Annotated in this window: 16 protein-coding genes and 1 pseudogene; 15 read left to right on the forward strand and 2 right to left on the reverse strand. The window is 58.9% G+C overall.

What is annotated here, in order from left to right:
• Positions 1-34: 34 nt before the first annotated feature.
• Positions 35-1,594 (reverse strand): sigma 54-interacting transcriptional regulator, encoded by a 1,560-nt coding sequence (locus VLX68_09700; GenBank protein ID HUI92507.1) that lies wholly within the window; start codon positions 1,592-1,594, stop codon positions 35-37.
• Positions 1,595-1,805: 211 nt separating this feature from the next.
• Here VLX68_09700 and VLX68_09705 point away from each other — a divergent pair, with 211 nt between their 5' ends.
• From VLX68_09705 to VLX68_09715, 3 genes are all read left to right on the forward strand, one after another.
• Entirely contained in the window at positions 1,806-3,620 is a 1,815-nt protein-coding gene (locus VLX68_09705) for a glycoside hydrolase family 44 protein (GenBank protein HUI92508.1), read from the forward strand.
• Complete coding sequence (locus VLX68_09710; protein HUI92509.1) at positions 3,566-4,021, forward strand: hypothetical protein; 456 nt, start codon at positions 3,566-3,568, stop codon at positions 4,019-4,021. Before VLX68_09705 ends, VLX68_09710 begins: the two co-directional genes overlap by 55 nt.
• Positions 4,022-4,406: 385 nt before the next feature.
• Entirely contained in the window at positions 4,407-5,936 is a 1,530-nt protein-coding gene (locus VLX68_09715) for an NADP-dependent glyceraldehyde-3-phosphate dehydrogenase (protein ID HUI92510.1), read from the forward strand.
• A 376-nt stretch (positions 5,937-6,312) separates the two neighbouring features.
• Here VLX68_09715 and VLX68_09720 read toward each other — a convergent pair whose 3' ends face one another.
• The gene (locus VLX68_09720; protein ID HUI92511.1) at positions 6,313-7,188 is read right to left on the reverse strand and encodes a PHB depolymerase family esterase; all 876 of its coding nucleotides are present in this window, start codon (positions 7,186-7,188) and stop codon (positions 6,313-6,315) included.
• Positions 7,189-7,723: 535 nt separating this feature from the next.
• Here VLX68_09720 and VLX68_09725 point away from each other — a divergent pair.
• The 12 genes and pseudogenes from VLX68_09725 (at position 7,724) to VLX68_09780 (ending at position 23,477) form a co-directional block, all read left to right on the forward strand.
• Positions 7,724-8,701, forward strand: a complete 978-nt coding sequence (locus VLX68_09725) for an NrpR regulatory domain-containing protein (GenBank protein HUI92512.1) — start codon at positions 7,724-7,726, stop codon at positions 8,699-8,701.
• Between the two features lie 3 nt (positions 8,702-8,704).
• Positions 8,705-9,139 (forward strand): hydrogenase iron-sulfur subunit, encoded by a 435-nt coding sequence (locus VLX68_09730; protein HUI92513.1) that lies wholly within the window; start codon positions 8,705-8,707, stop codon positions 9,137-9,139.
• Positions 9,140-9,152: 13 nt separating this feature from the next.
• Complete coding sequence (locus VLX68_09735) at positions 9,153-10,064, forward strand: methylenetetrahydrofolate reductase (GenBank protein ID HUI92514.1); 912 nt, start codon at positions 9,153-9,155, stop codon at positions 10,062-10,064.
• A gap of 6 nt (positions 10,065-10,070) precedes the next feature.
• Positions 10,071-11,453 (forward strand): glutamate synthase-related protein, encoded by a 1,383-nt coding sequence (locus VLX68_09740; protein ID HUI92515.1) that lies wholly within the window; start codon positions 10,071-10,073, stop codon positions 11,451-11,453.
• 165 nt (positions 11,454-11,618) lie between these two features.
• A complete protein-coding gene (locus VLX68_09745) occupies positions 11,619-13,184 on the forward strand; it encodes a glutamate synthase-related protein (protein HUI92516.1) in 1,566 nt (521 codons plus the stop codon).
• Positions 13,181-15,802, forward strand: coding sequence for a hypothetical protein (locus VLX68_09750; GenBank protein HUI92517.1), 2,622 nt, complete (start codon positions 13,181-13,183; stop codon positions 15,800-15,802). The genes VLX68_09745 and VLX68_09750 overlap by 4 nt, the downstream gene beginning before the upstream one ends.
• Positions 15,803-15,975: 173 nt before the next feature.
• A pseudogene (locus VLX68_09755) lies at positions 15,976-16,383 on the forward strand (FAD-dependent oxidoreductase).
• Between the two features lie 78 nt (positions 16,384-16,461).
• A complete protein-coding gene (locus tag VLX68_09760) occupies positions 16,462-16,887 on the forward strand; it encodes an NAD(P)H-dependent oxidoreductase subunit E (protein HUI92518.1) in 426 nt (141 codons plus the stop codon).
• Positions 16,884-18,683, forward strand: a complete 1,800-nt coding sequence (gene nuoF, locus VLX68_09765) for an NADH-quinone oxidoreductase subunit NuoF (protein HUI92519.1) — start codon at positions 16,884-16,886, stop codon at positions 18,681-18,683. Before VLX68_09760 ends, nuoF begins: the two co-directional genes overlap by 4 nt.
• A gap of 141 nt (positions 18,684-18,824) precedes the next feature.
• Positions 18,825-22,145 (forward strand): 2Fe-2S iron-sulfur cluster-binding protein, encoded by a 3,321-nt coding sequence (locus VLX68_09770; GenBank protein ID HUI92520.1) that lies wholly within the window; start codon positions 18,825-18,827, stop codon positions 22,143-22,145.
• A 160-nt stretch (positions 22,146-22,305) separates the two neighbouring features.
• The gene (locus VLX68_09775) at positions 22,306-22,788 is read left to right on the forward strand and encodes a hydrogenase iron-sulfur subunit (protein HUI92521.1); all 483 of its coding nucleotides are present in this window, start codon (positions 22,306-22,308) and stop codon (positions 22,786-22,788) included.
• The gene (locus tag VLX68_09780; GenBank protein HUI92522.1) at positions 22,785-23,477 is read left to right on the forward strand and encodes a methylenetetrahydrofolate reductase C-terminal domain-containing protein; all 693 of its coding nucleotides are present in this window, start codon (positions 22,785-22,787) and stop codon (positions 23,475-23,477) included. The genes VLX68_09775 and VLX68_09780 overlap by 4 nt, the downstream gene beginning before the upstream one ends.
• Positions 23,478-23,605: the final 128 nt, after the last annotated feature.

Here is a 23,605-nt window from a genome sequence, read left to right on the forward strand (position 1 = left end):
GCGAACTTTGCGTCTCTGCGGTGAATATTTTTTTTTAATTCGTTCCGCGGAGACGCCGGTAATCGATCCCCAGCTTCTGGATTTTATACTGGATGATGCGCTTGGTGGTGCCGAGGATGGCAGCCGCCTTGCTCTGGTTTCCCCGCGCGTCTTTCAGGGCGTCGGTGATGATTTCCCGCTCGTACGCCGCCACCATGCTGTCGAAATCGTTTTTGCGCGGGCCCTGCTGGCCCGGCTCCTTCATCTGCAGGGTGGGGGGCAGGTCGCGGCCGTTGATCACGTTTTCCGATGCGACAAGCACGGCGCGCTCCATCACGTTCTCCAGCTCGCGCACGTTGCCCGGCCAGTGGTAGGCGGACAGCAGGTCGATGGCCGGCGTTGAAATGCGCTCGATCTTCTTGCCGTTCAGCGTCGCGTATTTCTTGGCGAAATAGTCGGCGAGCAGGAGCACGTCGGCGCCGCGCTCGCGCAGCGGCGGCAGGAGAATGGTGAACACGTTGATGCGGTAGTAGAGATCGTCGCGGAAACGGCCCGCGGCCACTTCTGCCTCGATGTCGCGGTTGGTGGCGCAGATCAGCCGCACGTTCACGCGGATCGACTCGCCGCCGCCCACGCGCTGGATCTCCTTTTCCTGGATGGCGCGCAGGAGCCGGCCCTGCGCCGGCAGCGACATCTCGCCGACCTCGTCGAGGAACAGCGTTCCGTTGTTCGCGAGCTCGAACCGCCCGATGCGCCTGGAAAGCGCGCCGGTAAACGAGCCTTTTTCATGGCCGAACAGCTCGCTTTCCAAAAGCGACTCCGGGAGCGCGGCGCAGTTGACCGCCACGAACGGCCCGCTGCCGAGCGGGCTTTTTTCGTGGATCGCGCGCGCGACCAGCTCCTTGCCCGTGCCGGTCTCGCCGCGGATGAGCACGGTAGTCGGGGAGGGCGCCACCTGTGCGATCTGGCGGTACACCTCGCGCATGGACCCGCTGTTGCCGATCATCCGGCCGGGTTTTCCTTTTTCCTCGAGCGTCTTGCGCAGCTCCAGGTTTTCCCGCTCGAGCGCCTCCACTTTTTCCTGCTGCTTGCGGCGCGCCTTCACCGTCTGCGCGACGAGGTCGGCGACCGCCTCGAGGAAATGCAGCTCGCCCTCGAGCGTCACCGCGTCCTGCACCGCCACCTTGTCGACCGAGAGCGCGCCCACCACCTCGTCGCCCGACTTGACCGGCACGCACAGGAAGGCGAGGTCGGTGTCCTTGAGGTTTTTGCGGGCTCCTGTTTTGTCAAGGAAGGTGGGCTCGTTGCGCAATTTAGGAATGGCGATGGGACGGCCGGTGGCCACGACCTTTCCCGTTATGCCCTCGCCGAGCTTGTATTTCCCCCGCAGTTTTCCGCTCTCAGGGATGCCCTTGGCCGCGTCGACCCTGAGCTCGGAGCTTTCCGGGTGCAAAATGGAGATCATGCCGCGCTTCATGCCCGCGTGCGTTTCCAGAATGTCAAGCACGCCTTCCATGGTGGCCTTGAGGTCGCCGGGCGTGCTGAGGAGGCGGGCGATACGGTACAGCGTTGCAAGGCCGTTGAAGCTGAGCCGGGTGGCGATTTCGTCGGGCATAGGGCATTAAAATTAATAGATGGTACAAAAATGTATAATAAATAGTTGGAGTTGAAAGGTTGATGTTGCAAGCGGAATGATACGGATTTCTCTTTGACTGTTTTCTTCGGTCCTTAGGCAAATATTTTTCAAGCAAAGTTAATTGCCAAATTGGATATTATATTCATCAAGTATACCATAATTCCATTGTCAAATTGATAGGAGAGACCGCATGAAAAAAGCCGCGATTGTAAAAATCGTCATGAGCGTCATTTTCTTTTCATCTTTCTGCATTGCCGTCGAAATCCAGGTCGACCTCTCCAAGGGCCGCCGCGCCATATCGCCGTACATTTACGGACGCAACAACGACGTGTCGGACGACCCGTCGGCGCCCATGTCCGCCGCGACCGTGACGCTGTACAACGACGCGGGCCTCAGGATGACGCGCGACGGCGGCGGCAACAATTCCACCAAGTACAACTGGCGCCGCAAGCTCACCTCGCACCCGGACTGGTACAACAACGTTTACCCGCACGACTGGGACTTCGCCTCGCAGAGCATAGTGCAGCGGCTCCCGCAGACCTGCGGCCTGTGGACGCTCCAGCTTCTGGGGAAGGCGGCGAGCAACACCCAGCACAATTATCCGGACAACGGCGACGGCTCGAACGCCTCCCAAAACTGGGCGGGCGGCGGCGGGCCGACGCCCACCCCGCATGACGGCGACCCCAACCTGTACCTCATGGACTGGCCGCCGGATTCGACCACGGCCGTTTTCGACTTCTGGTTCAAGCCCGCTGCGCAGGGCGGACTCGGACTCGACAGTTCGCGATTCCGCTACTGGAACATGGACAACGAGCCCGAGGTGTGGAACAGCACGCACGACGACGTGGTGAAGGACACCATTCCCGTCGAGACCTATCTCGCCAAGTATTTCGCGGTCGCAAAGCTGGCGCGCCAGAGGTTCCCGGGAATCAAGATCGTTGGGCCGGTGTTCACCAACGAGTGGCAGTGGTGGAACTGGAACAACCATTTCGTGGGCGGCATCCCGTGGATGGAATATTTCATCATGCGCGTGGCCCAGGAACAGGCCGCGTCCGGCCTGCGGCTGCTCGACGTTCTTGATTTTCACTTTTACCAGAACGCAAACAGCAATGCCGCGGACGAGCACAACGTCACGCAGCTGCACCGCATCTGGTACGACACCACGTACGACTGGCCGTGGGCGAACGGCTCAAAGGCATATCCGAGCGGCTGGGACGAGTCGAGGAAAAAACAGTACATCTTCAAGCGCTGCGAGGACTGGTTTACGCAGTACCTCGGCGCGAACCACGGCGTGACCATCAGCATGACCGAGACCGGTATCTCCGGCATCAACATCGACGGCTCGCTCGCGACCGTGTGGTACGGCTCCCAGCTCGGCACGTTCGCGGACCACGGCGTGGAGATCTTCACGCCCTGGTACTGGAACTACGGCCAATGGGAGACCCTGCACCTGTTCTCTAAAAACGCCAAAGCCATCCGCGTGGAAAGCACGAGCGACCTCGACACCACCGTGTCGGCATACTCGTCCGTCAATGCAACGGGCGACTCGTGCACCGTGATCCTCATCAACCGCGACAATGCGGCAACGCAAACCGCGCACGTCACCCTCGCGCATTTCACGCCAAATGCGGCCGCCCACAATGTGCTTGAATTGTCGAGCCTGCCAACCGGCAGTGAAACGTTCGTCTCCGAAACCAACAACGCGCTCAAGAAAAAGACCGTGACGCCGGCGGGAAACGCTTTTTCGCTCGACCTGCCCGCATATTCGGTCACGGCCGTATTGCTAAAGGGGACTTCCGACGTGGCGGTGAGGATGGGGATACCCGCAGTAAAGGTAAACGGTGCGATCAAGGGCGGAAAGGCCGAGTGGTTTGATGTGAGGGGGAGAAGGGTGGCGGCGCTTGACGGAGTTGCAATTGACAAAGTAAGAAATATGTCGGCGGGAGGGGTGTGGCTGGTGAAGGAGGGCGAAAGGGTGAGGAAGGTAGTGGTGGAGAAAGAATAAGAATTATGGATCGAGAAACCCAAGAATTGCTCGATAGTGCGAAATTATACCTCGACCTATTTGAATCCATCCAAAGTGGCGAGAAGACCGAATTTATTAAATGGTGTCATTTGGCTTCTGCTGCAATAAGGATTTCAACTCTTCACGAGAAAAATGGCAAAAAGATAAAAAAAGAGGATATGGAAAGAATATGCAATAGTACATATGATGTCGTTAAAGAAGAAATAAAAAAGGACTTGGTAAAATATGCCTACATTTTATTGAGAGATAATATTTGTCATTTTGAGAATAAAAAAATGAAATATTATGAATATAGACCGCAACTTATTAAAGCTGTCGGGATGGATCAGATGTGGAAAGCTATTAAAGAAGATTATTGCAAGCTTTGCAAATGTCCATAGAAAATTCTATATCGTCCCGACGGGACTTCGAATAAAATTTAAATATTTTTCTATAAATATTCCGTCCCTCCGGGACGATGACAAATACGCAAAATTATCTTTAATCGGGCGCCAGGCCGGACTGCAGGGTGCGCTAGAGCGCAATGCCGGCCGACCCGGCCGCAGGCATAGGGCGGTCCGGCATCGAGGCGAATAGCCGAGCCCGGAAGGAGGGTCGCCGCGGCAAAGCCGCGGGGCGCCCAGGTTTTATTTTTAAATACAGAATATAGGTTAATAGAAAGGTTACCCAATGTCCTCCACATCATCCAAAGAATTCAAATTCCCTTCTCGCAATGACATTCCCTCCCAACACCTATTACCATCAAAACTAAACCAGAAATCCTACTTGATAAACGGCGTCCTCCACAAATGGCCCGGCCCCTTCCGCGAAGTCAAGTCACCCATTTATATAAATAAAAACGGAAAATCAATTCCCGAAATCATCGGCTCCTATCCCCAGCAAACCGAAAAAGAGGCCCTGGCCGCTCTTGACGCAGCAGTCAAGGCCTACGGCAACGGCCGCGGCAAATGGCCGACCATGAGCACGGCAAGGCGCATCGAACACGTTGAAAAGTTCATCGGTCTGATGAAAAGCAGGCGCGCCGGCATCGTGAAGCTGCTCATGTGGGAAATAGGCAAGGGCCTTGCGGATTCGGAAAAGGAATTCGACAGGACCGTTGAATACATAGTGGCCACGGTGGAGGCGCTCAAGGAGCTTGACCGGAAGTCGTCGCGGTTCGAGATAGAGCAGGGCATCGCGGCGCAGATCAGGCGCGCGCCGCTGGGCGTGGTGCTGTGCATGGGGCCGTTCAATTACCCGCTCAACGAGACGTTCACCACGCTCGTTCCTGCCTTGATAATGGGGAACACCGTGGTGTTCAAGCCGCCCAAGCTCGGCGTGCTGCTCCACGAGCCGCTGCTCGAGCCGTTTCGGGATTCTTTCCCGGCCGGCGTGGTGAACACGGTGTACGGCGAAGGGCAGAGGGTGATCGGCCCGCTCATGGAATCGGGCAAGGTGGACGTGCTGGCGTTCATCGGGTCGAGCAGGGTGGCGGGGATTCTCAAGAAGCGGCACCCGCGTCCGCACCGTTTGCGGTGCGTGCTCGGGCTTGACGCGAAAAACGCCGCGATAATTCTTGGGGACGCGGACATCGAGCTTGCGGTCAAGGAATGCGCCACCGGCACGCTTTCATTCAACGGACAGCGGTGCACCGCGCTGAAGATCCTGTTTGTCCATGCCGGCATCGCGGAAAAATTCGTAAGGCGTTTTTCAGAGGCGGTAGAGGCGCTCGGTCTTGGCATGCCGTGGGACAATGACGTTTCCATTACGCCGTTGCCTGATCCCGGCAAGCCGGCATACCTTGATTCGCTGGTAAAAGACGCAATGGAAAAGGGCGCAACAGTAAGAAACAAAAACGGCGGAAAAATCTTTGAGTCGATGTTCACGCCCGCGGTCCTCTATCCTGTCAGAAAGGAAATGCGTGTTTACGAAGAGGAACAGTTCGGCCCGGTTATTCCCATAGTTCCGTTTAAGAAAGCGGCGGAGCCGATCAACTACATCCTCAACTCCCCCTACGGCCAGCAGATAAGCATTTTCGGACGCGACCCGGGCGTCATGGCGGGCCTTATCGACCACATGGTGAACCAGGTGTGCCGCGTCAACATCAATTCCCAGTGCCAGCGCGGGCCGGACAGTTTTCCGTTCACGGGTCGAAAGGACTCGGCCGAAGGCACGCTCTCGGTTTCCGACGCGCTCAGGGTGTTTTCGATACGCTCCCTGGTCGCGGCGAAACTGAACCCGGCGAACAGGGAGCTGATTACAAAGATCACGCGGGAGAGGAAGTCGGAGTTTTTGTCAACGGACTTTTTGTTTTAACATTATAATTTTCTTTGTTTACTATTGTTATCCCCGACCTGATCGGGAATCCATCTGTAAATTCAGGGGTGAAAAATAGCAAAGAGTCCGCAGGTATGTGTGTATGTTTTGACCCCATCCGCCTTCTCCTGAATTAGGATAGGGAGAAAATATGAAGAGAAGAATATTGTTAATGGATGGTGATACGATTGCGGCAGTGCGAGCTTTCCATGGTGGAAGAAGACAAATATTTATCCGTTACTTTCAAACTCTATTTTTTTTCTACTCTGCGTGCGGTGAATTCATCCGATTTGTTAATTATCATTTTGTAAAACATTAATTTCTGCAGGATCGACGCATTTGCCTTGATTTAATAGAATACGGTCATAATGCCGTTTCAACTGCCGCCGTTCCCCGAAAAACATGGTTTTTGCTCTTCTTTTTTAACCCTTGCAAAAAAATCAAACGACATCTGAATTGCCTCGCCGGTAAGTTGGTGGCCGATGCCAGGGAATTCCTTTAAATCAATCTGAATGCCGTGCTCTCCGCACGCCTTGGCGAACCGACGGGCACACGCAACGCGCTCCGGCGTATCGTTCAGCCCGACGGCGATCAAAAATCTGACGGGCGCTGTTGCTTCCGGCAAGGTCACTCCGCCCGGCGCGTGCGCCGCAACCGCCCTGCACCGTTCCGGATACAGCAGAGCGAAGCGGTGGACAAATTGCGCGCCGGCCGAATGGCCGAAAAGATAAAGTCTGTTTTTGTCAATGGGCCCCTTTTTGGCAAGCGAATCGAGAATGTCATTCATGGCCTGTCCCGACCACACCGCCGGGAATTGATAGCTCCTTTGCCTTTGCCAATCCGCTTCGTTGAAGCAAAACGACGGCGAGACAATGGCAAACCCGTTTTCTTTAGCGAATTCGCGCCAATGCCCGGTGACATAGTGATGACCTTTGGCATTGAGTCCGCCAACGACGATGAGGACGGGTAATTTGGCGGGGGTGCCGGCGATTGCGGGGAAAAAATAAAAATATTCCAGGTCGCGGTTGGTGCTGTCCGAGGTAGGTACTGTCCCTCCCGGCGGCATCTCGCGGACCTCGACGATTTTGCCGGTGGATTTTTGCTTGACCGGCCACCAGGAATCGGGATAAATCATGAGAATCATTACAAAGAGAGTTCCTGCCACGAGGATCGCAGCGAGCCTGGTTTTCACCGCGGTTCTGTTGGGGTTTCGCCAGTAGCGGCTTTGTATTTTACTTTTTAATAATTGCATAAGCTGCCCTCACGATCCTTGGGCACCTTGTGGGCGAACGGCTCAGGTTTGATGGACCGGTCATAACCAGCACAATCTTGCTTTTTGGCAATATAGATGGAAGGAAGCGTAAAATGCAAGGAAAAGGGAGCAATGGGTTTTCAGCCATACAAGAAATTTAAATGGAAAGAAATAAAATTCGACGGCCAAGGCTTGATCAATGCCGCCCGGTCGCTCTTCAATCCGTGAGTCCGTTTTGTCAAAAAAAGGTTGTCAACATCGCCGGTAAATGAATTTTAATTTGTAAATTTTCAAAATCCAAAAAATCAATGTTTCCTTCCAAGTTTGACGTCATACGGCAACAATGCCGTTTTAAACAAGCCGGGTTTGCAAAAAAACATTATTTTTACGGCCATATTACGGCAATAATTATTTTGAATACCTTGAAAATCGACCCTTTCTATATAGTATATCGGTTTAAGGGAATATGGGTGGAGTGACGGCTCATACGGTTGAGAGAGAACACGCTGCATCGGGGCGCAGTTCCCGGGCCCGTTTGGCGATTCTCAAGGCGCTTGAAGAGCTCGGCGAATCGGCCGGCGCGTCAAAAATTTCGAGCATGCTCCAGGGGACGGGGATCGACCTCCAGGAACGCACCATCCGTTTCCATTTGAGAAAAATGGACCGCGACGGGCTCACCCGGTTCGTGGCGAAGCGCGCGGGCCGGCTGATCACCGAAAACGGCAGGCGTGAACTGGCCTGCCAGACCGTCATGACCAAGGTCGGGTTCGTGACCTCGAAGATGGACGAATTCGGCTTCCGCATGTCATTTCATCCCGATGCTGCAAGCGGGACCGTTCCCGCAAACACCGCCTTTATCAATGAAATTGATTTACCCCGCGCCCTTCATCTTATGCAGCCGGTATTCACCTCAGGTCTGAGCATGGGCGACCGTATCGCGCTCAGGACCGATGATCCTGCGGTGCCTCGCGGGAAAACCGGAATCATGACGATTTGCAGCGTCATCATAAACGGGGTTTTTCTCAAGGCCGGCATCCCGGTGGTCTCACGGTTCGGCGGCCTGGTCGAAATGGAACACGGCGCGCCGAAGCGTTTTCTGGAGATCATCGAATACCGGGGCACCTCGGTGGATCCGCACAAGCTTTTTATCAAGGCGAACTTCACGACCGTGAACCGCTGCGCCGAGACGGGCCGCGGCGTCATCTGCGTCAGTTTCCGCGAGTTCCCGTCGGCCGCGATCGACACGGCAAAGAAGCTCGTTGCGAAGTTGCAGGATGTCAACTGCCACGGCGTGCTTGCCGTGGGCGCGCCGAACCGGCCCCTTCTTGACGTTCCGGTGGGTGACGGGCGGACCGGCATGATCACCATCGACGGGCTCAACCCGATCGCGGCGTTGCACGAGGCGGGCGTTCCGGTCGAGTTGAGCCCGCTGTCCGGTCTTGAGGAGATATCAAGTTTTGCTGCATTCAAGGACGTTGCGGCCATGGAACGGCGCAGCGCCTCCATGGAGTGACGCATGACTGCCGCGAATGAAAAATCATTGACGGATAAGAAGCCTTCCTGCATCATCATTTTTCTCTGCAAAAACTGCGTTCCGGCCGGGGGCAAGCTGCCGGTCCAGTGGAATGAGGAAGGTGTTCATGTGCGTATCAGGGAGATTCCCTGCAGCGGAAAAGTCGACGCGCAATACATGATGCACGCGCTTGAGGGCGATGTCGGCGGGATCTTCGTGATCACCTGTCCCGTGGGCGAATGCACGCTTTCGCAGGGCAACTACCGGGCCGAGATGCGCGTGAAAACCGTGCAGCGGCTTCTTGCCGAGGCCGGGCTCGATCCGAAACGGGCCGGCATCGCGCACTGCAAGGCCGGCGTGACGATTGAAGGACTGAAAGGAATCATCGGCGACGCGGTCCGCACCATTGCGGGAACCGCCGTTGCGGCGCAATCATAAGAAAGTTGAAATTATGCAACAAGACAAGACCAACCTGCAGAAACGGATCGAATCGGGAAAAACGCTCGTGACCGCCGAGATCGCGCCTCCGCGCTCGACCGACGGGCAGGCAGTGCGCGCCGTTGCGAAACGTTTTTCCGGAAAGGTCCATGCAATAGGCGTGAGCGACAACAAGGACTCCATCACCATGTCGGCAGTGGCGGCCGCCTCGATTTTGGCAGCGGAAAACGTGGAGCCCATTCTCCACATGGCCACGCGCGACCGCAACCGTGCCGCGCTCGTTTCCGATTTCCTCGGCGCGTGCGCGCTCGGCGTGCGCAACGTGCTCTGCACCAGCGGCACGCACCAGACCCTGCTGCCGTTCCGGGCGGCCAAGAACGTATTTGACATCGATGCCACCGTGCTGATCCAAACGCTGCACGATCTTAAAAAAAACGCAAAAATCGTGGGCGAGAAAAATATCGACGGCGATGTATCGTATTGCCTTGGGGCCGTTGTTTCTCCGTATGCGGATCCGATGGATTTGCAGCTTCCGCGCCTGGCCCAGAAGATATTCGTGGGCGCGCAGTTCGTGGTCACCCATCCGGTGTTCGACCTGGAACGGTTCAATGCCTGGTGGAAAGAGGTGACGAACCGGGGGCTGCACGAAAAGGCGGCTTTTATCGCGGGAATAAAAATTTTCACCGACGCTGCAGCGGCAAAGGCGTTTTCGGAAAAGCGCCCCCTGCCCATGGTGCCGGACGCAATGCTCGCACGGCTTGGCTTAAAATCAGGCGCAAGCAGGGGGGAAGGGATCAAAATCGCGCTCGAAACCATTGAAAAACTTTCTTCGATAAACGGCCTGCGCGGTTTTCAGGTCGAAGTTGACGGCGACGCCGACGCGGCGATAGAAGTGCTCGACACCCTGAAATCGAAACTCGGATAATTGTAAATGTCCGCGAAATACCACGTCCATACGCATCTGACGCCGCCGCGCATCAGGCCCGAGGGCAAACTCGGCATTGTTGACTGGCGGGAAGACTGCTCGAGTTGCAAGAACTGCGTGAAAAAAGGCTGCGTGTACAACCTGTACCGCGAGGAATACGACGCCCTGCACCAGGAGCTGGGCTATCTGGACTACATTTACCAATGCAAAGGCTGCCTCACCTGCGTGCAGAACTGCACCAAGAACATCCTCACGCGCGTGGTGAACCCCGAATACGAGCGGCTCGGCGACGGCTACTATACCCCCGACATCGTGCTTACCACCTGGTACCAGGCCGAGACCGGCGCGGTGCCCGTGTCGGGCTGCGGCTACGGCGGCCCGTTTTCGGGCCAGGGGTTCGATTCCATGTGGACCGACATGTCGGAGATCGTGCGGCCCACGCGCGACGGCATTCACGGACGCGAATACATCAACACCGGCGTGGATATCGGCCGCAAGCGGCCGCGTCTTTCCTTCGACGGCATGAACCTTGTCGGCGAGGCGCCGCCGCTCATCCAGAGCCCGCTGCCGCTCATGTTCGGCGATATTCCGGCGCGGTGGCGCCATGATGCAGTCATTGAGTCGATTCTTTCCGCGGCGGGAGACCTCGGGCTCCTTGCCGTGCTTCCCCTCGATCTGGCCGAGAAACATGCCGGCAGGATGAACAACATCGTGCCGCTGATTGACAAACAGGAACCTTCCGCGGCAGGCGCGGCCATGGTGATCGTCCCGGACTCCGAAAAGGTTTCCGATCTCATCACGGCCCTTAAAAAGGAAAATCCCAAGCGGATCATTGCGGTGAGAATGAATGCCGGACCGGACACCGCGGCGCGCGTGCTGGACCTTGCCCGCCGGGGCGTGGAAGCGGTGAACCTCGTGTTCGACAAGCACGGCAGGGAAACAGGCGCGGCCAAGCCCCGTCATGTGCGCGACGCCGTGCGCGAGACGCACAAGGCGCTTGTCAAGGAAGCGATCCGCGACGAGATCACGCTCATCGCCTCGGGCGGCATCGCGCTTCCCGAGCACATGGCAAAGGCGATCATCTGCGGCGCCGACCTTGTGACGGTCGATATCCCGCTCATTCTCGCCATGGACTGCAGGCTGTGCGGCGAATGCGAAAGGGGCGAGCCGTGCCAGGTTGACCTGGCTGGCATCGACGTGAAATACGGCGCGGGCAGGCTCAAGAACCTCATGGGCTCGTGGCACAGCCAGCTGCTCGAGATGCTGGGCGCCATGGGGATACGCGAGGCGAGGCGCCTGCGCGGCGAGACTGGCCGCTGTATGTTCTTCGAGGATTTGGAGGCGGCGGCGTTCGGAAGAATCTTTGGTAAAAGGAAGGATGCCTGTTGATTCGGTTGGGTTTGAAAATTAGACGCACCGCAAAGGCGCAAAGTACGCAAAGAAGAAAATGACCGATGAGAAAAAAATGAAATATAATTCTGTTTTACTTTGCGATCTTTGTGTCTTTGCGGTGAATTTTTCATATCAAAAATAGAAATTAACCAGTAGCTTTTTATGGCCGTCGCAACCGAAAAAATCAATCGTCCCCAGAGCGCCGAGGAGTTCTCCTCCAAGCCGGAATTCGCCGACATCCCGCGCCAGGTGCGCATCGCGCCGCCGCGGTACCGCAACGAGATGGGGAAATACAGCATCCACCGCGCGTCAACCTGCGTCAACTGCGGGAAATGCGTCGAGATCTGCCAGTACGGCGTGCACCAGCGGCCCGAGGGCTACCGCCAGGTGATCCGGCCGCTCGATTACCGGTGCATCGGCCCGGACTGCGAAAAGGCCGGACGGTTCTGCATCACCAATTGCCCCAAGGGCGCGCTCTCACTCGACGAAAACCCGGTGTTCAAGACGCTCGGCGATTACCGCTGGACACCCGATCTCCTGGCGAGCAACTGGCACATGGCCGAGACCGGGAAACAGCCGCCTTCGCATCTGGAAAGCCAGATAGGGAATTCGGGCGGCGGGTTCGACCGGCTGCGGTTCGTGTTCCCGGAAAAACCGCCCAAGGACCTGCGGCGCGAGGACATTTCGACAAAGCTTCTTCTTAACAAAAGGAAGAACGATCCGCGGCCGAAGATCACCATCGACGTTCCGTGGTACGGCGGCGGCATGTCGTTCGGCTCCACCAATATCCGCGCGCAGCTCGGAAAGGTGCGCGCCGCAAAGGCGTGGAACACCTTCAGCTGCACGGGCGAGGGCGGCTACCCGGAGCGTTTTATTCCCTATAAAGATTACATGATCACCCAGGTCGCAACCGGGCTTTTCGGCGTGCGCGAGGAGACCATCCAGCGCGCGCGCATCGTGGAATTCAAGTACGCGCAGGGCGCCAAACCCGGCCTGGGCGGGCACCTTCTTGGCGACAAGAACACGCCGGCCGTGGCCGCCATGCGCGAGGCCGTGGTGGGCACGAGCCTGTTCTCGCCGTTCCCGTTCCACAGCGTGTATTCCATCGAGGACCACAAGAAGCACCTCGACTGGATCGCGCATGTCAACCGCACCGCGCTGCTCTCGGCAAAGGTGTCCACGCCCAACGACGTGGAGATGGTGGCCGTGGGCTCGTACTGCGCGGGCGCGCACATCGTGCACATGGACGGCAGCTACGGCGGCACCGGCGCCGCGCCGAACATCGCCAAGAAGAACATCGCCATGCCCATCGAATACGCGATAAGCAACGTGCACCAGTTTCTGACGGCCGAGGGCGTGCGCGACGAGGTCACGCTCATCGTGTCGGGCGGCATCCGCAATCCATGGGACATCGCCAAGGCCATCGCCATGGGCGCCGACGGCATCGTGATCGGCACCGCAGAGCTTGTCGCGCTCGGCTGCATCCGCTGCGGCTGCTGCGAGAGCGGACGCGGGTGTGCGCGCGGCATCTGCACCACCGACGCCGAGCTGCACCAGCTTTTCACGGTTGACTGGGCAACCCAGCGCCTCGTCAACATGCACCATGCATTCCGGGAATGCCTTGTTGATATTTTATACCGGCTTGGCCTTGATTCGGTGACTGCTTTACGGGGAAGAACGGATTTACTTATGCATTTGGATTATGAAAGCGACCGAGGGAAGAGATGACATCCGACCGCGCAATCGCCCTCATTCGAAGCCGGGACGGACTCCGTCCCCCAGGCGAATGGCTCGGTAAGCCGCAGGAAGCCGAAGGCGGCTGCGGGGTCACCGGATTCGCCTGCACCGTGCCGGTGCGCGGAAAGCACATCTACGAGCCGAGCATCCAGATGCGCAACAGGGGCAACGGCAAGGGCGGCGGCATAGCGGCGTGCGGCTTGGTGCCCGAGGACTTCGGCGTTTCCCGCAGCGTGCTTGAGCAGGACTACTGCCTGCAGGTCGCGCTCCTCGACCCCGGCGCACGGGGAGAGGTTGAAAAGGAATTCATCGAGCCGTTCTTCACCATCGACCAGGGCGGCATAATCCCCACCGTCAAGGACTTCCGCGACGTGCAGCTGCTCGAGGTGAAGCCCCCCGACGTGGCGCGGTACTTCGTGAGGCCCAAGCAGGACGTCCTCGCCGCGTTTGCAAAAGAGAAGGACCTGTTGAATCTTGACAGGCGCGAAATCGAGGACGAGTTCGTGTTCCAGAACTCCTTCAGGCTCAACGCGAAATTCTACGCCTCGCTCGGCGAGAAGCGCGCGTTCGTGCTGTCGCACGCCCGCAACCTCATCATCCTCAAGGTGGTGGGATACGCCGAGGCCGTGGTGCAGTACTACTGCATGGAGAACTCGCGGGCGCACGTGTGGATCGCGCACCAGCGCTATCCCACGCGCGGCCGCGTGTGGCACCCGGGCGGCTGCCACCCCTTCATCGGCATGAACGAGGCGCTCGTGCACAACGGCGACTTCGCCAACTACGTATCGGTGTGCGAATACCTGGCGCAGCGCAACCTTTTCCCGCAGTTCCTCACCGACACCGAGGCGTCGATCATGCTGTTCGACCTCATGAACCGCGCCTACAAATACCCGGTGGAATACATCATCGAATCGCTGGCGCCCACCACGGAGCTCGACTTTGACCGGCTGCCCGCCGAAAAGCAGCGCATCTACCGCGAGATCCAGGCGGCGCAGATCCATTCGTCGCCCGACGGCCCGTGGTTTTTCATCATCGCGCGCAACCTTGACAAAGCGGGATTCCAGCTCCTCGGCATCACCGACACCGCCATGCTGCGGCCGCAGGTGTTCGCGCTGCAGGAGGGCGAGGTGTCCATCGGCCTCATCTGCTCCGAGAAGCAGGCCATCGACGCCACGCTGGCGAGCCTGTCGCGCGAGGACGCGCGGTTCTCGCCGATCGCAGACATGTACTGGAACGCACGCGGCGGCAGCGCCAACGACGGCGGCGCGTTCCTCATTAATGTTGCGCCCGACGGCGCCGGAAGCGGCGCGCCGCATTACAAGCTGCAGGTGACCAACAAGTTCGGCCAGCCCGTGAACACACGGCCGGGCCAGAAACATTGCGATTTTTCAACGCCGGTCTCGGTGCCTTCCGATACAACGCAGGACAAGAGAGCGATCGAAGAGGCGCTTGACAAAAACGACCCGCGGCCGATCTATGAGCATCTGAGGAAAAACATCCATGCCGTGGATTACAACCGGCTCCGCTGGTGCGTGAGCGAGATCGCGTCACAAACCGCGATAAAAGCGCCGATGCTTGCCATCGAGGCGCTCACGCTGTGTATCGACCGGAGGTATCCCACGGGCGCCAAGAAACGCAGCTCCGTGATCGCGGCGCTGCGCCAGGGGCTCGACGCGATATTCTCCGCGCAGCCGCTGTTCACGCAGGAGGGCGAGGCCGTGTGCCGGCGCATCAATCTTGACACAAGAGCGGCGCTGCGCTCACCGACGGGCCCGGAAAAAACACTGCTCATTGACGCGCGCGGGTTCGCGGCCGAGGGCGCCGGCTGCGACGCGTCCCTTGCCGTTGACGCATACAAGCTCGGCTGGCGCCGCATCGTGCATTACAACTCGCGCGGCACGCGCTTCCACGCCGCTGGGTTCGGCCCGGCCACCGACGGCCTGCGCGTCGACTGTTACGACAATCCCGGAGATTACCTCGCCTCGGGCGTGGACGGCCTCGAGGCGTACGTGCACGGAAACGCGCAGGACCAGTTGTGCCAGATCGCCAAGCGCGGAAAGGTGGTGATCTACGGCGACGTGGGCCAGACGTTTCTCTACGGCGCAAAGGGCGGCGACATCTTCGTGATGGGCAACGCGGCCGGAAGGCCCATGATCAACGCGGTGGGAAAACCAAAAGTGGTGATCAACGGGACCGCGCTGGACTTTCTCGCCGAATCGTTCATGGCCGGCGACGCGCTCAACGGCGGAGGGTTCGCGGTTGTAAACGGCCTCAAGGTGGAGGACAACGGCGACATCGTCCCGCTCGACCTGCCGTATCCGGGCAGCAACCTGCTGTCGCTGGCGTCGGGCGGCGCGATTTACGTGCGCGACCCGAAGCGCACGCTCGTGGCGGAGCAGCTCAACGGCGGCATGTACGGCCGGTTCACGGAGGCCGACTGGAAGCTCATCCTGCCGTACCTTGAGGAGAACGAGCGGCTGTTCGATATCCGTGTCGGACGCGACCTGCTTACGGTTGACGGCGTACTGAAAAAGCCGTCGCAGGTGTACCGCAAGGTGATGCCGAAGGGCAAGTCGGCGGAAGAAGAGACGGAAGAAGTCGGGGAATAAAATTCACCGCAAAGGCGCAAAGTGCGCAAAGATGAATGTGGATTTTTACTAAGGAAAAAGGCATTAACCTTTGAGAAAATTTAAAAGGCAACCTTTTAAAATTAAAAAAGTGCTTTGCGATCTTTGCGTCTTTGCGGTGCATGTTTTTTTAAGAATTAATATGGAAGTAAAGAATGACCGTTGATACCATAAAAGAAACACAACCCGCGGCACAGGTCAAGAAGGCCCCGGTCGGCGCCGTGCTTGTGTGCGGCGGCGGGATCGCGGGCATACAGGCGTCGCTCGACCTCGCGTCATCCGGGTTCTACGTGTACCTCGTGGAGGAGAGCCCCACCATCGGCGGCAACATGGCGCGGCTCGACAAAACGTTCCCCACGGGCGACTGCGCCACGTGCATCATCTCTCCCAAGGTGGTGGCGTGCATGCGCGACCTGAACATCGAAGTGATCACCATGGCGCAGGTGAAGAATCTTTCCGGCGAAGCCGGCAACTTCACCGCGACGCTGTCGGTGCGGCCGCGCTACGTCAACGAGGACAAGTGCACCGGCTGCGGCGACTGCGTGGAGCGCTGCCCGGTGCGCAACGTACCGCAGGAGGTGTCGGCCGTGGTCGTGGAGGAGGCGCTTGACAAGAAAGACCAGGACCTGCTCGACGGCCTCGTGGAAAAGCACAAGGGCGACCCGGGCGCGCTTATGCCGGTGTTGGAGGCGATCAACAGGATCCGCGGCTACCTGCCGCGGCCGCTGCTCGAACATGCCGCGGCGCGGCTCGAAATTCCGATCGCGCAGGTGCTCACGGTGGCGAGTTTTTACGACAAGATGGGGTTTGATGCGCCGGGAAGGCACGTGATACAGGTGTGCAACGGTACGAGCTGCCATTCTCGGCATTCACAGAAGCTGCTCGCGGCGCTGGAGAAAAGACTCGGCGTTTCCGAAGGCGGCACCGATAAACAAGGCCGGTTTACCTTAAAGACCGTGCGCTGTCTCGGGCTGTGCGCGCTGTCGCCGTCCATGCGCGTCGACGACGTGAGCTTCGGCAGGGTTGACATAAGCGATCTTGATAAAATATTGGGACAATTCAAATGAGCGATACGGTAAAGACATCGGCCGACCTCGACCGCCTTGCAAAGGCGGGGAGCGCCACGCTGTATCCCGGGGGGCTTAAGATCCTCGTGGGGTCCGCAACGTGCGGCCTTGCCATGGGCGCGCAAAAGGTGGAAGACGCGGCGGTCGCGACCGTGAAGAAATTCAAGGCCGACGCGGTTGTCAAGAAAACCGGTTGCATCGGGTTCTGCAGCCGCGAACCCCTGCTCGACATGGTGCTGCCCAACGGTCCGCGCATCAGCTTCGGCAACATGACGCCGGAAAAGACCCGCGAGGTGCTTTCGGCGTACTTTACAAACGGTGCCGTCAGCCCGGAGGCGGCGCTCGGCAGGTTTACCGGTGAGGATCATGTGCTCACCGGCGAGTCGCATGCTTACGGAACAATTCCGGCGGCGCAGACCATACCCGAATGGTCGCAGCTCGATTTCATGCGCGGACAGAAGAGAATCATCATGCGCAGCTGCGGATCCATCGATCCGATGTCCATCGAAGAGGCAATAGCGCGCGGGGCGTACCGGGGTGCGCTTAAGGCGCTCACCACGATGAAACCCGAACAGGTGATCGAGGAAATTCTAGCGTCCGGCCTTCGCGGCCGCGGCGGCGCGTATTTCCCCACCGGACAAAAATGGAAGTTCGCGCGCAACGCAAAGGGCGACGTGAAATACATAGTGTGCAATGCGGACGAGGGCGCTCCCGGTTCGTCAATGGACCGCACCGTGATCGAGGGCGACCCGCACGCCGTCATCGAGGGAATGATCGTGGGCTCGTACGCCATCGGCGCGCGCCAGGGTTTCGTGTACGTGCGCAGCGAATACCCGCTTGCCATAGCGATACTCGAACACGCCATTGACGAGGCGGAAAAGCTCGGCCTGCTCGGCAAAAACATTTTCGGCAGCGGATGGTCTTTCTCGCTTTCGGTGCGCCGCGGCGCCGGCGCGTACGTGTGCGGCGAGGAGACCGGCCTCATCGAATCCATCGAAGGGCATGCGGGCGAGCCGCGCGCAAGGCCGCCGTTCCCGGTGACCGCAGGGCTGTGGGGAAAACCCACGGTGGTGAACAACGTCAAGACCTGGGCGAGCGTGGCGCCGATCCTCACCCGCGGCGCGCAGTGGTATGCGTCAATGGGCACCAAGAACACCACGGGCACCACGATTTATTCGCTCGAGGGGTCGGTGAACAACGCCGGGCTCGTGGAAGTGCCGTTCGGCATCACGCTGCGCGAAATGATTTACGGAATGGGGGGCGGCGTGCGGGACGGCAAGGCGTGCAAGGCCGTGCAGATCGGCGGGCCTTCGGTCGGGTGCATCCCGCCGTCGATGCTCGACCTGGCGATCGACTCGGTTGACATTCCGGGAAAATCGGCCAACATGGGCACGGGCGGCATCATCGTGATGGACCAGGACAGCTGCGTGGTCGACATGACGCGCTTTCTGCTCGGGTTTTTCGTGGATGAGTCGTGCGGCAGGTGCACGCCGTGCCGCGAGGGCACCAAACAGATGTATGGCATGCTCGACGACATTGCCAGTGGCAGGGCAAACGCGGACACTATTGCAAGCCTCGAGCGGTTGAGCAGGGCCATGAACGCCACCGCGGTGTGCGGGCTCGGCAACACGGCCTCCGGGCCGGTGGCAAACGCGCTGACGCATTTCAGGGACGAGATCGACATGCACATCGCGGGAAGAAAATGCCCTGCTGGCGTGTGTTCGATGAAAGTAAAAAAAGATTGCCACAGAGGCACAGAGAACGCTGAGAAAACGGAGTTGGAAGTTGGAGGTTGAAAGTAACGATTCAAATAAGACACGTCCAACTTTCAACTTCAAACTCTAAACTATTTATCTTTTCTGCGTCCTCCGCGTCTCTGCGGTGAAGGTCTTGAGAAACGGCTGAGAGTGTTATTGTAGGCTTGGAAAAAGAGAAAAATGGAAAAAGCGGCACCAGATAAAATCACGGTAACCATCGACGGGCGGACGTCCGACTTCGCGCCGGGCACCACCGTTCTCAACGCGGCGCGGCAGATGGGAATCGCGATCCCCACGCTGTGCAACTACCGCGGCATGGAACCGATCGGCGCTTGCCGCGTGTGCATCGTCGAGCTCGAGACACCGCGCGGCCCCAAAATCGTCTCGTCGTGCAATTACCCGGTGGAAAGCGGCATGAAGGTAAAGACCGACACGCCGTTTGTGCTTGACAACAGGAAGGTGGTCCTCGAGCTGCTCCTTGCCCAGGCGCCGGAATCAAAAAAGATAGCGGAATTCGCCGCGGGCCTGGGGGTGGCCTCAACGCCGTTTGCGAAAAAGGATGGCGGCGACTGCATTCTGTGCGGCCTGTGCGTGAAAGTCTGCGCCGACCTCATGGGCCGCGGCGCAATAGGCATTTACGGCCGCGGCGCGGGCCGCGAGGTGAAGCCAGCGTTCGACGAGAAGAGCGAGCAGTGCCAGGTATGCGGTGCCTGCGATTTTGTGTGTCCGGCAGGAACGTCCGATCACACCGAGGTCGCCGCACGGCGCACCAAAAAACACGCCACGGCGTTCAACCAGTTTTTGGAGGCGCGTCCCAACATCGACTTCGCGCACCCGCAGGCGGTGCCGCGCGTGCCTTCGATAGACCCCAAGACCTGCGTCAAGTTGACAACAGGAGAATGCGGCCTGTGCTCGGAGGTGTGCGGCGCGGGCGCCATAGAGTACGAGCAGAAGGAGGCAACGCGCGAGATCGACGTGGGCGCGGTGCTGCTGACGCCCGGCTTCTCCGCGTTCGACCCGCTGCGCCGCATCGAATACGGCTCCGGGTACGATTCAAACGTCATCGCCAACACGCAATTCGAGCGCATCCTTTCCGCGGCCGGCCCCACCAAGGGCCATGTGCGGCGGCCGTCCGACGACACGACGCCCAGGCGCATCGCGTTCATACAGTGCGTGGGCTCGCGCGACAACAAGGTATGCAATGATTTCTGCTCCGCCGTGTGCTGCATGGCCGCCACCAAAGAGGCGATATTGACAAAAACGCATGAGCCCGACGCTCTGGTAACGGTGTACTACATGGACATGCGCGCCTACGGAAAGGATTTTGACCGGTATCTTGACCGCGCAAAGGAAATGGGCGTTTCGTATGTACGCTGCCGTCCGTCCTCCGTTGAGGAAGTAAATGAAACGAAAAACCTTAAAATCACCTATGTCAACGATGACAACCGCATCGTGACCAGCGAGCACGACCTCGTGGTGCTGTCGCTCGGCCTCGAGCCCAGCGCGAGCATCAGGGAACAGGCAGAGCGCTTCAACGTGATGCTGAACCAGTGGGGCTTTGCAAACACGACCGAGCTTTCTCCTTTGGAAACTTCACGTCCCGGCGTTTTCGTCGGCGGCGTGTTCTCCGAGCCCAAAGACATTCCCGATACCGTGATGCAAGCGTCCGCCGTGGCGGCAAAGGCGATGGCGCTGCTTGCCCCGGCCCGCGGCACTGCCGTAAAGACCAAGATCTATCCGCCGGAGCGCGACATCACGGACGAGCCGCCGCGCGTGGGCGTGTTCATCTGCCACTGCGGCAGCAACATCGCGTCCGTGGTCGACGTCGAGGCCGTGGTGCAGTCGGCACGGAAGCTGCCCTACGTGGTGCTTGCGGAACGCAACACCTACACCTGCGCCGACGACACGCAGGACCAGATCAAGGAAAAGATCATCAAGCACCGGCTCAACCGCGTGATCGTGGCGTCGTGCACGCCGCGTACGCACGAGGCGATTTTCCGCGACACGCTCCGCGACGCGGGCCTCAACCCGTACCTGCTCGAAATGGCAAACATCCGTGACCAGTGCTCGTGGGTGCACTCTGCCGAGCCGGACAAGGCAACGGCAAAAGCAAAAGACCTCGTGCGCATGACCGTGGGCCGCACCGTGGGCCTTGCCCCGCTTACGGAATCCACCGTGCCCGTGAAGGGCGCGGCGCTCGTGATCGGCGGCGGGCTGGCCGGCCTCACTGCGGCGCTGGCCATCGCGGACCAGGGATTTCCGGTGCATCTTGTCGAAAAGGAAAACACGCTCGGCGGCATGGCGGCCCGCGTGTACCAAACGCTCGACGGCGGCAGCGTGGAGGCGCACCTGTCGCAGGCCATCGGCCGCGTCACGTCGCACCCGAAAATCATTGTGCACCTCAAGTCGAAAGTGAAAAAGGTTGACGGTCACGTGGGCGACTTTACATCTGAGATTGTGGCCCCGGAAACAACCGTAAAGGTCGAACACGGCGTGGTGATTGTCGCCACCGGCGCCGCCGAGGGAAAGCCACAGTCGTACGGATATGGAAAAAACCCGAAAGTGGTCACCCAGCTCGAGTTGTCGGAAAAACTCGGCCGCAACGAGCTTTCCATACCGGAAAAAGCCTCCATCGTGATGATACAATGCGTTGACCAGCGCAACAAGGAACGTCCGTACTGCAGCAGGGTGTGCTGCACCTCGGCGATCAAGAATGCTTTACTGTTGCGCAAACGGTATCCCAAGGCCGCGATCGTGGTGCTGTACCGCGAGATGCGCACCTACGGGTTCCGCGAGGCGGCGTATAAAGAGGCGCGCGAGAAAGGCATTCTCTTTGTGCGCTACGACGAAAACAAGCCGCCAATGGTAACGGAAAACGAGCCGCTCTTGGTGAAGACCTTCGACGCGGTGCTCGGCCGCCAGTTGCAGATGAAACCGGACCTGCTCGTTCTTGCGGCGCCCATCGTTGCCGCGGAAGACCGGCAGGAGATTTCGGAGCTGTTGCGCGTGCCGCTCAACGCGGACGGGTTCTTCCTTGAGGCGCATGTCAAGCTGCGCCCTGTCGATTTCGCGAGCGAGGGATTGTTTTTGTGCGGCACGGCGCACGCGCCGAAGTTCATCGGCGAGACCATTTCGCAGGCAAACGCGGTGGCGGGCCGCGCGGCCACCATTCTCTCACGTAAAGTAATGCCTGTGGGTGCGCAGACCGCCTGGGTGGATCCCGACAAGTGCATCGCGTGCATGACCTGCGTGCACGTGTGCCCGTACCTGGCCCCGCGCATCGGCAAGGACAACAAGGCTGAGGTGGACGCGGCCGTTTGCATGGGCTGCGGCAGCTGCACTTCGGCGTGCCCGGCAAAGGCGGTCTCGCTGCACCATTACCTTGACGCGCAGATCCTCGGCGCGATCAACAGCCTGCTCGCCGGTACGTTTGAAGAAAAGGCGGCGGAGAAAGATTATCTGGAACAGGTGGGCGTGGCCCAACCGCGATGGAAAAAGTAAAACATTACCGCAAAGGCGCAAAGATCGCAAAGAAAATTATTGGAAGATAGATGGATACTAGAAAAATAAACATGTTATGCAAGGTCGCCATTCCTAAGGGTAAATATCACTTTGCGGCCATTGCGTCTTTGCGGTGAATTTTTAAATGGGATCAAGGGATATGAACCATCAACCCGTCATCCTTGCCTTCTGCTGCCATTACTGCGCCTATGCGGCCGCGGACATGGCGGGCTCGATGCGGCTGCAGTATCCGGCCAACGTGCGGGTGCTGCGGTTTCCCTGCACGGGAAAGATCGAGGAGAACTACCTGCTCGCCGCGTTCGAAAAGGGCGTTGACGGCGTGTTGGTCGCGGGATGCCTCGAGGGCGGGTGCCACTTTTTAGAGGGCAACCTGCGCGCGAAGAAAAGAGTCGCGCGCGTCAAGGAGATACTTGCCGAGGCCGGCATCGAGCCGCAGCGGCTCGAGATGTTCAACCTGTCGTCGGCCGAGGGACCGCGGTTCGCCGAGATCGCTAAAGAAATGTACAACCGCGTGGCGCCGCTCGGACCGAGCCCGCTGCGCAAAAGCAGGGAAGCCGTGGAACAGGGCATTTCGGACATGGCGCTTGAGGCCGAATTGGCCATTGAAGGAGGGAAAAAATGATCGTTGCAGACCGCAAGAAGATCCCCGAGATCCGCGATATGGTTAAAAACCACGACCGCGTGCTTGTTGTCGGATGCGGAACGTGCGTCACGGTGTGTTTGGCGGGCGGCGAGCGCGAGACCGGCATCATCGGCTCCGCGCTGCGCATGGCGCTTAAACTTTCCGGACGCGAAAAAACCCTGGTGCACGAGGTGACCATCGAGCGCCAGTGCGAGGACGCGTTCATCGACGTGCTCGCGCAGCGCGTGAACGAATACGACGCGATCCTTTCGCTCGGGTGCGGCGCGGGCGTGCAGGCGCTTGCCGAGCGCTTTCCCGGCAAGGCCGTATATCCTGGACTCAACACGCAGTTCATGGGAATTCTCGAATCGCAAGGCGTGTGGGCCGAAAAATGCGCGGGCTGCGGCAACTGCCGGCTCGGATCGTATTTCGGCATCTGCCCCATCACGCGGTGCTCCAAGCGCCAGATGAGCGGCCCGTGCGGAGGGTCGCGCAACGGCAAATGCGAAGTGAGCGAAAACACCGATTGCGCGTGGCAGCTGATTTACGACCGGGCGAAATCGCTCGGTAAAACCGATATGCTCGCCTCGATCATTGGGCCGCAGGACTGGTCGACGTCCAACGACGGCGGCGTACGTGTGGTGGTGCGCGAGGACCAGTGCATCGCTGGCATGGGGCCAAAGGCATGAAAAATCACCGCAAAGGCGCAAAGATCGCAAAGGAAAGATGATTCGCAAACAAAAAAATTGATTTCTTATTAATTCTATTTATCTTTGCGGCCTTTGCGTCTTTGCGGTGAAATCTGTTATAAAACAAA

This window comes from Chitinivibrionales bacterium (assembly GCA_035516255.1).
GTDB lineage: Bacteria > Fibrobacterota > Chitinivibrionia > Chitinivibrionales > FEN-1185 > FEN-1185.